Here is an 11,990-nt window from a genome sequence, read left to right on the forward strand (position 1 = left end):
TGCCTCGGCTCGTGGGGCGGGCTGCCGGACGTAGCGACACGCCCTCATCGCGCCAGCAGCCGCTTCGTCCAGTCCAGCAGCACCAGCGGCAGCCGCTCCGGCGCCGACAGCACCGCATAGTTGTCCGGCCCGAACACCTTCGGCAGGTAGGCCGGGGCCTGCAGGTCCACGGTGAGGCAGAACGGGAAGATGCCCTGCAGCCGCGCCTCGGCCACCGACTGGCGCATGTCCTCGACGCCGAAGCGCCCGTCATAGCGGTCGGCGTCGTTGGGCTTGCCGTCCGACAGCATCAGCAGCAGGCGGTGTTCGGCCGGCTGGCGCATCAGCAGCGACGTGGCATGCCGGATGGCGGCGCCGGCGCGCGTGTAGTTTTCCGGCTCCAGGCCGGCAATGCGCAGCGCGACATCCGGCCCGTAGGCCTCATCGAATGCCTTCAGGCTGCGCATCGACACCCCGTGCGGGCCTTCGCCGGAGAAGGCCATGGCCGAGAAGGGTTCGCCCAGGCCCTCCAGGGCCATGCAGACCAGCAGCAGGGCCTCGCGCTCGACGTCGATCACGCGCCGGCCGCCGCCGATGAACCCGTCGGTGGAGCCGCTGCTGTCGACCAGCAGCGAGACCGCGATGCTGCGCCGGCCCGGGCGGCGGGCTTCGTACAGGCCTTCGCGCAGGAAGCCGCCGGCGCGCAGGTCGGCGCGGCCTTCCACGCAGGCATCGATGTCGATGTCCTCGCCGTCGCTCTGTCGGCGCAGGCGGACGCGCTCAGGGCGAAGGGCTTCGAACTGGCGGCGGATGCCGTCGAGATGGGTGCGGTGGCGGGCCAGGGTCGCGTCGATCCAGGCAGGGTCGCCGGCCGGCGGCGGCAGCATCCGCACGGTGGTGCCGTGCTCGATGTAGGACGCCCCCGCATGGTCCCACTCGGGATAGCGGAAGCGCGTGCCGCCGGCGTCGGGATCGTCGAACTCGATCTTCGCGCGGCTGGCGGGAGGATCGTCGGACAGCAGGACTTCGCGCGGCGGGTCGGGCGCCGCGACCATCCGCGTGGATGCGAGCTCGGAGAGCATGTCGCCGTATTCGTCGGGGCCGGTCTCGTCATCACGGTCCACCGGGCGCTGCAGGCCGAAGGGATCCTCGGCGACTTCGTGAGGTGCGTCCTGCTGGATCATCCACACGCCGGGTTCGCCGGGGCGGTCCTCGTCTTCGGTGGCTTCGCGCTCTTCGGGGCGCCGCTCCATGCGCGCGCTTCGGACCGGGCCGGTATCTTCCCCGTCGTGGTTGGATGGCGTGCCTTCGACCAGGCGCGAGGCGGGGCCGGTATCGCGCAGTTCGCCGGTCCACCAGTCGCGGTACAGCGGAACGGGGCCGAGGCGGCGGACGGCTGCGTCGTCGAGGCCCCAGTCCCGGAGCAGGCGTTCAGCATGTTCGAGCGGGCCTTCAGCCCGGCTCGCGTCTGATCGGGATTCGGAGCTGGATTCGGATCGGTCGCCGGAGCTGGCGTTGGTGTTGCTGTTGCTGTTGCTGTTGGTGTTGGTGCTGGTGTTGGCGTTGGTGTCGGCTTCGGCCTTGCGGTCGGACGCTACCTCCAACTCAGCCTCCAGGATGTCCCGGACAAGCTGGTCCAGCGGCTGCCGCGCGGCCGCGAAACCGGCCAGCGGAGGGCGCGCGGCCAGCGCCAGGCCGCGCAGCCGCCGCAGGGCCGGCACCAGGCCTGGAAAGCCGCGCGCGACCTCGGCTTCGGCGGCCTGCGCCTCGAGCACCAGCGCGATATCGCGCAGCAGCGGGTTGCGCTCCCCCGCGATCGCCTGCACGTGGCCGCGCGTGGCCCGACACGCCTGCTGCAGCGCCATTGCGCGATAGAGCTCCGACGCTTTGACGGCATCGCAGGTACCGAGATGGGCCGGCAGCCAGATCGCGCTGCCGCTGGTGGCGGGCAGCGCCTGCCGATGGCGCGGATATGCGGGGCGGTGGAACAGCCGGTGCAGCACGGTCGGGCGCGCCGGCGGCAGCGCCACCCGGATCGGCAGGCTGGTGCCGAACGCGGCCGACACCAGCAGGTCCAGGCGCCGGACCAGCGACGCGAGCGCGATCGGCTCGTCGGGCTCGCGCGCATAGTGCCGCCGCCAGGTGTCGCGGATGAACACCGTGGCGTGACGCGCCACGTCGACGACAACATCCTCGGCCTCGGCCACGGCGACGGACGCCTAGGGGAACATCGCGTCGACCAGCTCCCGCATCGCGCCAAGCAGGGTCGGATCGTCGCTGAGCGGTGAAACCACCGCCGCGTTGCACGCCTCGCCTACGCTGATGCCGCTGGCGACCAGGCGTCCGGCGGCAATCAGCAGGCGCGTGCTCGGAACCTCGGCCAGGCCGCGGTCGCGGAGTGAGCGCACGCGGCCCGCCAGCTCAACCAGCGCAACGGCAGTGCCGCTGTCCACGCCGCTCTCGGCGACCACGATCGCGGCCTCGGCCGGAGGCTCGGGAAAACCGAGCTCGATCGCCACGAAGCGCTGCCGCGTGCTCGGCTTGAGGTCCTTGAGCATCCGCTGGTAGCCGGGGTTGTACGAGATCACCAGCTGGAAACCCGGCGCGGCCTCGAGGGTTTCCCCGGTGCGGTCGATCGGCAGCATGCGCCGGTAGTCGGTCAGCGGGTGCAGCACCACGATGGTGTCCTGGCGCGCCTCCACCACTTCGTCCAGATAGCAGATCGCGCCTTCGCGCACGGCGCGGGTCAGCGGGCCGTCCTGCCAGACGGTGTCGTCGTGGCGGATCAGGAAGCGGCCGATGAGGTCGCTTGCCGTCAGGTCGTCGTGGCACGACACCGTGATCAGCGGGCGGCCCAGCCGCCACGCCATATGTTCGACGAAGCGGGTCTTGCCGCAGCCGGTGGGGCCCTTGAGCATCACCGCCAGCCCGCCGGCATGGCACTGCTCGACGATCCCGACCTCGTTGCCCGTGGGCTGGTAGTACGGACCGGCCTCCGCCGGCCTCATGTGCTCATCCACCCATCAGCGTCCCGGGCGCCGTTGCAGCTCGCCGTCGGCATCATCCGCGATCACGTCGAACTGCGGGCGGTACCTGAAGAAGTCGAAGATGAACATCGCGACGCCGGTGGCGAAGATCGTCGCGGTCAGGATCAGCATCAGGAAATGCACCTGGATCTTCAGCTGGGCATCGAGGTAGCCCATGCCCATGATCCGCTCCAGATACACCTGGGCGATGCCGGCCGTGCCGAACGACAGCGTCATCCCGAACATGCCCGTCACCTGCAGCCAGAACGCCCAGTAACCCAGCGGCGAGTACCTGTCCTGCGGCCGGTTGGTCAGGCTGGGGAGCGCATAGGTGATCATCGCCATGATGATCATCGCGTAGGCGCCATAGAACGCCGAATGCGCGTGCATCGCGGTGACCAGGGTGCCGTGGGTCCACTTGTTGACGCTGGGCCAGGTGTGCGCCAGGCCCAGCAGGCCGGCGCCGAACAGGGCGAAGATGGCGCTGCCGATGGTCCAGTGCAGAGCCAGCGAGTTGGGGTGCTTCACCCCGCCGCGGCGCATCGCCGCATAGGCGTAGATCGCCATCGCAGCCAGCGCCAGTGGCTCAAGCGCGCTGAAGAAGCCGCCGATCGGCAGCCAGATATGCGGCACGCCCACCCAGTAATAGTGATGCGCGGTGCCGAGGATGCCGGCGAAGAACACCAGGCCCACGATCACGTACAGCCACTTCTCCATCACCTCGCGGTCGATGCCGGACAGGCGGATCAGCAGGTAGGCGAGGAAGCCGGCCATGATCATCATCCACACGCCCTCGACCCACAGGTGGATGGTCCACCAGCGGTAGAAGATCGAGACGGTGTAGTTCTCGTAGTGCAGCAGCGCCGGGATGTAGAGGATCGCCGACAGCGCAAGGCCGCCCAGCAGCACGCCCTCGGTGGTCGTGAACCGCCCGGACTTCTTGATGGTCATGCCGATGTTGTAGAGGAACATCAGCATGCAGATCACGATCACGATCTTGTGCGGCAAGGGCTGCTCGAGCAGCTTGTTGCCGGTGCCGTAGCGGAACAGGTAGCCGATGACCGCGGTCACGCCCATCAGCGTCCACAGTCCCAGCTGCCAGTAGGCCAGCTTCGTGCTGTGCAGCTCGGTGCGGGATTCGTCGGGCACCATCCAGTAGGTGGCGCCCATGAAACCCGTCAGCACCCAGACGATCAGCAGGTTGGTGTGGATCGTCTTGGTGACGTCGAACGGGAGGATGTACAGCAGCGGGTCCGGCCCGAGGTACTTCGCGGCCGACAGCAGTCCGAACACGATCTGCAGACCGAACAGCACCATGGCCACGGCGAAGTACCAGTAGGCCACTGATTGGGACTTGTAGCGCATAGAAAATCTCCCGGTGCCGGCGCAGGACGCCCGCCAGTCTTATTTCATCGATCCAAGGAAGGCCACGAGCTGGTCGACTTGCTCTTCGGTCAGGCTGTCCGCATAGGTGTTGGGCATGAAGGACGTGCCTTCGGCCGAGAACATCGCGCCTGGCACGAGGTGCGCGCTGGGCGTCACGATGGATTCGCGGATGTAGCCCTCGACATCGGTCGCGCTGCCGGTGTAGTCCGGCGATGCGATCGTCTGCGCCGCGCGCTCCGACATGCCGGCCATCGATGGCCCCGCGAGCTGGACGCCGGGCTGCAGCGAGTGGCAGGCCGTGCAGACCGGCACCGCGGTCCCGAACAGGTTCTCGCCGATCGCGCGCGGGTCGCTGTCGGCGCGCACGGGCCTGACGTCCTGTGCCTCCGCCGCGCCCTCGGCCGTGCCCTGCGCGGCCACGACGACCGACCCGCCGGACACCAGGATCGGACGCGGCGGCCAGCCCTGGTTGTCGACCTTCGACACCCAGTCGAGGAACTTGACCAGGTTGGCGATCTCGACCTCGCTGAGGTCCTGGGTCGGCATCAGGCGACGATGGCGCTGTTCGTCATAGAACTGGGACGGGTCGCGCATGTAGGCCTTGAGGTAGGCCTCGCCGCGGTGCTGCGCGATCTTGGTCAGGTCGGGCGCGTAATAGGCGCCTTCGCCGAACAGGGTGTGGCAGTTGATGCAGTTGTACTTGTGCCAGACGTCCTTGCCGTGGGTGATCTCCGGCGTGATGTCGTCGGCGTTGGTGAGCTCGCCGAAACGCATGTGGCTGTAGAAAGTCAGGCCGAGGAACGCAACGGCGGCAAGGCCTGTTGCGACGATGGCGAAGATCCGTGACTGCCGCTTGTTCATAGGTCCTTCCTCAGACGGCGATCGACGGCCAGTAGGAAATCGCGGTGTATCCGGCGTAGACCACGGCCACCGCCATCAGCAGCAGCACCAGGATTCCGACCCAGCGGACGGGTGACACCAGACTTGTCGCTTTCATTCGACTGCTCCCGGATCGGGCGGCGCCAGGACATGCCGGCCCGCACGGAAGCTACTGTGGCATTGCTTGCCGCGTCTTGCATTGTGCGACGCAACGGGAGCGATGCTGTTCCGGGGGCAATCAATTGTCCGACGCGCTATCGCGCCCGGGCTGTTCGCGGGCTTCGTCTGAAACGATCTGCCCGTCCACCAGGGTGATCGTACGGTCACAGCTTTGCGACAGCCGCGGGTCGTGCGTCACCACCAGCACCGCGCAGCCGTATTGGGAATTGAAGCGCCGCAGCAGCTCGAACACATCGGTCGCGGTCTTCGTGTCCAGGTTCCCGGTCGGCTCGTCCGCCAGCAGCAACGACGGCCGCGTCACCAGCGCGCGCGCGATCGCAACGCGCTGCTGCTGCCCGCCAGATAGCTGGTCGGGACGGCGGTCGGCAAACCTGTCGAGGCCGACGTCCTCCAGCAGTCCGCGCGCCCTGTCGACCGTGTCCTGGTCCGGGCGCCCATTCGCCACCATCGACGGCATCAGCACGTTTTCCAGCGCGGTGAACGCACCGATCAGGTGGTGGAACTGGAACACGAAGCCGATGTGGCGGCCGCGCAGCGCGGTGCGGCCTTCATCGTCCATGCCCCGCGTGGCTTCGCCGCGCAGGAACAGTTCGCCCTCGGTCGGGGAATCAAGCAGGCCGATGAGGTTGAGCAACGTGCTCTTGCCCGAGCCCGAGGGGCCGACGAGGGCGGCGAAGTCTGCGCTGTCCAGGCGCAGGTCGATGCCGTGCAGCACTTCCACTTCGTTCGGCTGGCCGATGTTGTAGGACTTGCGCAGGCCTTGCAGGCGCAGCACCTCGCCGGGAGGATCAGCCATGGCGGATCGCCTCGACCGGATCCAGGCGCGAGGCACGCGACGCCGGCGCCAGCGCCGCGCCCACGCCCGCGACGGTGGCCAGCGCCATCGCAGCCGGCACCAGCGCGGCCGGTATCGGGATGTAGAACAGGCCGGGGCCGAAGCCGTTGAACGCGGCGACCAGCCCCCAGCCGGCCAGGGCGCCGAGCGCCGAGCCGGCGAGGCCAAGCACCGCGCCCTGCACCAGGAAGACCAGCAACATCTGCCGCCGCCGCGTGCCCATCGCGCGCAGGATGCCGATCTCGCGCGTGCGCTGGGCGACGCTGACCGCGAGCACGCTGGCGATGCCAAGCGCCACCGACACCGCGACGAAGAAGCTGATCATCCGCGTCGACATGCTCTGCGAGGTCAGTGCGTTCATCAGCTGCGCGTTGGTCTCCATCCAGCTCTCGGCCTGCAGGCCGGTCAGTCCGCTGATGCGATCGGCGATGCGGTTGGCACCGAACAGGTCCTCGACGGTGACATCGATCACGGTGACCCCGCCCGGCAGCGCGAGCAGCGACTGCGCCTGCTTCAGGTCCAGGTAGACATAGCGGGCGTCGAGCTCGCGCACGCCGAGCTCGAAGATGCCCGCCACGTTGACGATGGCTTCGCGGCCGTCGCCGGCATCGAGCCTGAGCTTGCCGCCCAGGCGCAGGCCGAGGTCCTCGGCAAGCTGGCTGCCGACCACGGCGTTGCCCGAGCCGACCTCGAGCCGGCCTTCGACCATGCTCTCGTCCAGCGGGATCACCTGCAGGTAGCGCGGCAGGTCCACGCCGACCAGCGCGACCGACTGCACGGCATCGCCGCGGCGCCCGAACGCGGGCCCCGACACCAGCGGCGACACCGCGGTGATCCCGGGAAGTCCATCGAGCACGTCGCGCACCTGCAACCAGTTGTCGATCGGCCGCAGCGCCTGCGCGCGGCGGTCCTCAAGCACCAGCTGCAGGGTGCCGGGCGCAGCCGGCGCGATGCGGCTCACCTCGCGGGGTGCCTCCACGCGCACGTGCGCCTGGGTGCCGAGCGTGCGTTCGATGATGTTGTCCTGCAGGCCGGCGATGAGCGCGGTCACGAACACGATCACCGCCACGCCCACCGCGATCCCGAACAGGATCAGCAGGGTCTGCGCCCGGCCGTGGCGCAGGAAGCGCATCGCGATGGTGGTCTCGATCCACATCGCTCAGTCGAACTTGACCGGCAGCTCACCGCGCGTGCGGCGACCGGCGTCGGGCGGCGGCGCCTGGGCTTCGATCTGGACGCGCCCGCCATCCTCCGGGAGCGCTTCCGGCGCCAGCGCACCGGCCGCCAGCACATGGTCGCCTTCCTCCAGCCCTTCGAGCACTTCGCTCATCGCAAGCCCGCGCAGGCCGAGCCTGACCGGCGTGCGCTGCACGCGGCCGCGGCGCACGCGCAGGACGATGGCGCGATCGGAGCCGTCGCTCGCGTCGACCAGCGCATCGTTGGGCACGGCGAGCGCGCTGTCGCGGCTGCCGGTCAGGATGGTGGCGGTCACGGTCATGTCCTGGCGCACGAAGTCGGCACCGGGATCGATGCGCAGGCGGATGTCGACGGTCCCGCGCGCGGGGTCGATGCCCGGCGCGATGTGATGCACGGTCGCCGCGAACGGGCGGTCCGGGAAGGCGTCGGCGATACAGGTGACCGTCTGCCCCGGCGCCAGGCGGGCGAGATTCTTCTCGTCCAGCGGCAGCAGGACCTCGCCGGGTGCGTCGCGCGCGATTTCCAGCAGCACGTCACCGGGATTCACCGTGTCGCCGGGCTCGACGTTGCGGACAAGGATCGTGCCTGCCACGGTGGAACGGATCACCGCCCGCGCGAGGTCGGCCTCGGCCGCGGCCAGGCGCTCACGCGCCTGGGCCTCGCGGGCGCCGCCATTGAGCGCGGCCGCGGCCACGCGCGCCTGTTCGGCGGCGGCGCGCGCCACCACCAGGGCCTGGGCGGCCTGCTCCACGCTCTCACGCGCCACGAGTTGGCGCTCGCCAAGCGCCCGCCGCCGCGCCAGCTCCCGCTCCGCTTGCGCAAGCTCCGCATTGGCCTGGCGCAGCCGTGCGTCGGCATCGGGACGTTCGGCCTCGCGCAGCGCGGCGAGCGCCGCGCGGGCTTCATCGCGCCGCGCCTCCAGATCGCGCGCGCGCAGCGTGACCAGCACGTCGCCGGGCGCGACCCGGTCGCCTTCCATCACCCGCCGCTCGAGTACCAGGCCCGCGATCTCGGCCCCCACGTGCACGCGGGACAGCGCCGCCACGCGACCAGTCGCGACGACGTTCTGCACGATCGGGCCGGAGACAAGCGCGTAGCCCGGCAGGACCGGCCCACGCCAACGGGCGATGCCCAGGACCAGCAGGAGCCCCGCGACGACCGCAACCGCTGCGAACATCCATCTGCGCCGCGCGGGCATTCCGGCCATGGTTCGACCCGGTGGGAAAGAATCCATGGTGCCGGGTGCGCGGGGGTTCCAGCAATGGCGCCGGCGCCGGTGGTCGCAGCGGGCGCGTGGCCACGGACGTCCGGGCCGCCGTTCGCTCAGCCCCGGTCGTGCCGGCTGCCCCCCATGCATCGCGGCGAATCCGGCACTGCGGCCTGTTCCGCCCATTCATCAGGAGCGTAAGTGTGCAGCGCCAGCGCATGGATCTCGCCCATCAGCCCGCCCATCGCCGCATACACCGCCTGGTGCCGGCGCACGGACGGCTTGCCCGCGAAGGTGTCGCTGACGATCACCGCCTTGTAGTGCGTTTCCAGCCCGCGGCTGTGCATATGGCTTTCGTCCAGCACTTCCAGGTGGCTGGGAGACAGTGCCTGCAGTGCGGCCTGGATGCGATCGATCTTCTTGCTCATGTCGACATTATCCCCGGTATCGGCGCAGCGGGCCTGACTGGCGCTATGCCAGGCAGGCAAGTGCCTGCCGCGCCGCGATCCACTCCTCGTTGGTCGGCTCGACGCCCACCAGCACGCGGCTGGCCGGCGCGGAGATGATGTGGGCGTCGGCCTCGTTCGCCGCGTCATCCAGTTCCACGCCGAGGAACACCAGGTCCCTGCACACGCGTTCGCGGATAAAGGCGTTGTGCTCGCCGACGCCGGCGGTGAACACCAGCAGGTCCAGCCCGCCCAGCACAGCGGCCATCGCGCCGATTTCGCGCACGATCCGGCGCACGTAGAGTTCAAGCGCAACGCGCGCGCGCTCGCCGGCCATGCCCTCGTCGCCTTCGTGCTTCACGATCACGCGCGGCTCCGGCGAGATGCCGGACACGCCCAGCAGTCCCGAGCGGTGGTACAGCAGCTGCCCGACCTCCTCCAGGCTGAGCTTCTCGATCTCCATCAGGTACAGCACGGCGCCGGGATCCAGGGCGCCGGTGCGCGTGCCCATCATCAGGCCGTCGAGCGCGGAGAAGCCCATGGTCGTGGCCACGCTTTGCAGGCCACGCATCGCGCACAGGCTGGCGCCGCTGCCGAGGTGGGCGACGATGCTGCGGCCGCGGGCGACATCGCCGTGGCGCTCGGGCAGCGCGGTGGCCATGTAGGCGTAGGACAGGCCGTGGAAGCCGTAGCGCCGGAGGCCGCGCTCCCAGGCATCCCAGGGCAGCGGCAGGATCTGTTCGACCATGGGGACGGTGTGGTGGAAGCCGGTGTCGAAGCAGGCCACCTGCGGCAGCCGCGGATACTCGCGCAGCAGGATCCCGACCGCCTCGAGCGCGAAGGGCTGGTGCAGCGGCGCCAGCGGGATGAAGCCGCGCAGGTCCTCCAGCACGCCGTGATCCACGCGTACGGGTTCGAAGTATTTGCTGCCGCCATGCACAACCCGGTGCGCGACCGCGCCCACGCGGCGTCCGCCCAGGCGCTCGAGGATGCGGTCGCGGATCAACGCCAGCGCGCTGCGATAGGGCGTGCCGCCATCGAGTTCAATCGCGAACGGCTTGACGCCGCTTTCGCCGAAGTCGGGCGTGGAACCGCCGATGCCCTGCACCTTGCCGTTCCACAGCGCCCTGCGCGGCAGTGGATCGACGCCGCTGTCGTAGACTGCGAACTTGATGCTCGACGAGCCACAGTTGAGCACCACCACCAGGTCGGCGCCGGAAGACGCCACCGCCGGCGCCGCGGGACGTCCACTCACGGTGGGCTCTGGCGATTGTGGTGCGCGAGCATCAGCGCGATCGCGCACGAGGCCATGCGCGACTCGCGCGGATCGGCGCGACTGGTCAGCACTACCGGCACCTTCGCGCCCAGCACGATGCCGGCGCTGGCGGCCTGGCCCATGAAGATCAGCTGCTTGGCCAGCATGTTGCCGCTCTCCAGGTCCGGCACCACGAGGATGTCGGCCTGCCCCGCCACCGGCGACGAGATGCCCTTTGTCTTCGCGGCCTCCATCGACACCGCATTGTCGAAGGCCAACGGGCCGTCAAGCACGCCCCCGGTGATCTGGCCACGATCGGCCATCTTGCACAGCGACGCGGCGTCGAGCGTGGCCTGCATCGACGGGTTCACAGTCTCGACCGCGGCCAGGATCGCCACCTTCGGCGTGGCGATGCCGAGCACGTGCGCCAGGTCGATCGCGTTCTGGACGATGTCCGCCTTCTGCAGCAGGTCCGGCGCGAGGTTGACCGCGGCATCGGTGACGAGGAACGGCCGCGGATAGTGCGGCGTCTGGATCACGAAGCAGTGGCTCACGCGGCGCTTGGTGCGCAGGCCCGACGCCGAGGCCACCACCGCCGACATCAGCTCGTCGCTGTGCAGGCTGCCCTTGATGATGATCTCGACCTTGCCCTCGCGGGCCAGTTCGGCGGCGCGCAACGCCGCGGCGTGGCTGTGCGGCACGTCCTCGACCGGAAGACCGGAAATGTCGATCCCCGCCTCCTCCGCCGCCGCCCCCAGCCGCGCACGCGGCGCCACCAGCACCGGCTCCACCAGCCCCGCATCGCGCACGTCCAGCACCGCGGCCAGGCTCAACGCATCGCAGGGATGCACGATGGCGGCGCGCACGGGTGCCAGCTTGGCGACGTGGTCAAGCAGGCGCGCCAGGCCATCGTTGCCGTTGGCGTCCTTGCGATGGGCCGGCTGCTGCGGATGGTCTGCGGTCATCTGTGTCCCTTGTCAGCGGCCTGATCACCGCGTAACGGCGCGGCACCCGAGGCCTTCCTCGTGGTGCCGCTGGCCTGTGGCTTCGTGATCAACCTGGTCAACGCGCTGGTGATCGGCCTGATGGTCGGTTGAACCCGGCGGGCTATCCGGCCGCAGCGGCCTCGAGGCGCTTCGCCGCCTCGCGCTTGCCCATGCCGCGCAGCGCGGCGAGTGCCTGTACCTGCGCCTGGCGGGGCACGGTCTTGCCGGCTTCCCAGTTGTAGATCGACTGCCCGCTCACGCCCGCAAGCTGGCCGTATTCGGCCGCGGACAGGCCAAGCTTCTCGCGGTGCGACTTCAGGCCCTTGGCCTGGAAACGGACGCGCGGGGCATCGCCGTCAGCCGCAGGCGCCGTCGCCTTTTCCGCGTGCGACGGGCGCGCCCCGGATTTCACCTGCCGCGCCAGGGCCGCCACCTCGCGCTTGAGCGCCGCGATATCGCGCCGGTAACCGGCATTGGCCTTGCGCAGCGGCTCGAGCTGGGTCTTGGCTTCCTTGCGGGCGAGGCGCGCGATTTCGGCTTTCAGGACGGTTGCGAGATTGGCCACCAGGTATTACTCCATAATTCAATCGGGGGAATAGTTCGCAAGTCTAGTT

At 69.6% G+C, this 11,990-nt stretch carries 12 protein-coding genes; all 12 read right to left on the reverse strand.

Going from position 1 to position 11,990, the window contains the following annotated elements; translation table 11 throughout:
- Nucleotides 1–44: 44 nt before the first annotated feature.
- The 12 genes from WCE39_RS03550 to WCE39_RS03605 all read right to left on the reverse strand — a co-directional run bounded on the left by WCE39_RS03550 (nt 45) and on the right by WCE39_RS03605 (nt 11,941).
- A complete protein-coding gene (locus WCE39_RS03550) occupies nt 45–2,186 on the reverse strand; it encodes a nitric oxide reductase activation protein NorD (RefSeq protein ID WP_343275334.1) in 2,142 nt (713 codons plus the stop codon).
- Nucleotides 2,187–2,198: 12 nt separating this feature from the next.
- On the reverse strand, nt 2,199–2,987 hold the full coding sequence (locus WCE39_RS03555) for a CbbQ/NirQ/NorQ/GpvN family protein (RefSeq protein ID WP_343275335.1): 789 nt from the start codon (nt 2,985–2,987) through the stop codon (nt 2,199–2,201).
- Nucleotides 2,988–3,002: 15 nt separating this feature from the next.
- Nucleotides 3,003–4,370: a cbb3-type cytochrome c oxidase subunit I gene (locus WCE39_RS03560; RefSeq protein WP_343275336.1), complete on the reverse strand. Its 1,368-nt coding sequence runs from the start codon at nt 4,368–4,370 to the stop codon at nt 3,003–3,005.
- A gap of 39 nt (nt 4,371–4,409) precedes the next feature.
- The gene (locus WCE39_RS03565; protein ID WP_343255778.1) at nt 4,410–5,252 is read right to left on the reverse strand and encodes a c-type cytochrome; all 843 of its coding nucleotides are present in this window, start codon (nt 5,250–5,252) and stop codon (nt 4,410–4,412) included.
- A 10-nt stretch (nt 5,253–5,262) separates the two neighbouring features.
- Nucleotides 5,263–5,388 (reverse strand): hypothetical protein, encoded by a 126-nt coding sequence (locus WCE39_RS03570; RefSeq protein ID WP_343255777.1) that lies wholly within the window; start codon nt 5,386–5,388, stop codon nt 5,263–5,265.
- A gap of 120 nt (nt 5,389–5,508) precedes the next feature.
- Nucleotides 5,509–6,246 (reverse strand): ABC transporter ATP-binding protein, encoded by a 738-nt coding sequence (locus WCE39_RS03575; RefSeq protein WP_343275337.1) that lies wholly within the window; start codon nt 6,244–6,246, stop codon nt 5,509–5,511.
- Nucleotides 6,239–7,441: an ABC transporter permease gene (locus WCE39_RS03580; RefSeq protein WP_343275338.1), complete on the reverse strand. Its 1,203-nt coding sequence runs from the start codon at nt 7,439–7,441 to the stop codon at nt 6,239–6,241. Before WCE39_RS03580 ends, WCE39_RS03575 begins: the two co-directional genes overlap by 8 nt.
- Nucleotides 7,442–7,444: 3 nt before the next feature.
- Nucleotides 7,445–8,659 (reverse strand): efflux RND transporter periplasmic adaptor subunit, encoded by a 1,215-nt coding sequence (locus WCE39_RS03585; protein WP_343275339.1) that lies wholly within the window; start codon nt 8,657–8,659, stop codon nt 7,445–7,447.
- 146 nt (nt 8,660–8,805) lie between these two features.
- Nucleotides 8,806–9,117, reverse strand: a complete 312-nt coding sequence (locus WCE39_RS03590; protein ID WP_343275340.1) for a BolA family protein — start codon at nt 9,115–9,117, stop codon at nt 8,806–8,808.
- 43 nt (nt 9,118–9,160) lie between these two features.
- Nucleotides 9,161–10,390, reverse strand: a complete 1,230-nt coding sequence (locus WCE39_RS03595; RefSeq protein ID WP_343275341.1) for an acetate/propionate family kinase — start codon at nt 10,388–10,390, stop codon at nt 9,161–9,163.
- Complete coding sequence (locus WCE39_RS03600) at nt 10,387–11,355, reverse strand: bifunctional enoyl-CoA hydratase/phosphate acetyltransferase (RefSeq protein WP_449283928.1); 969 nt, start codon at nt 11,353–11,355, stop codon at nt 10,387–10,389. The genes WCE39_RS03595 and WCE39_RS03600 overlap by 4 nt, the downstream gene beginning before the upstream one ends.
- A 142-nt stretch (nt 11,356–11,497) precedes the next feature.
- Nucleotides 11,498–11,941: a helix-turn-helix domain-containing protein gene (locus WCE39_RS03605; RefSeq protein WP_343275342.1), complete on the reverse strand. Its 444-nt coding sequence runs from the start codon at nt 11,939–11,941 to the stop codon at nt 11,498–11,500.
- Between the last annotated feature and the right edge of the window lie 49 nt (nt 11,942–11,990).

Origin of the sequence: Luteimonas yanweni (assembly GCF_039548475.1) — a bacterium.
Taxonomy (GTDB): Bacteria; Pseudomonadota; Gammaproteobacteria; order Xanthomonadales; family Xanthomonadaceae; genus Luteimonas.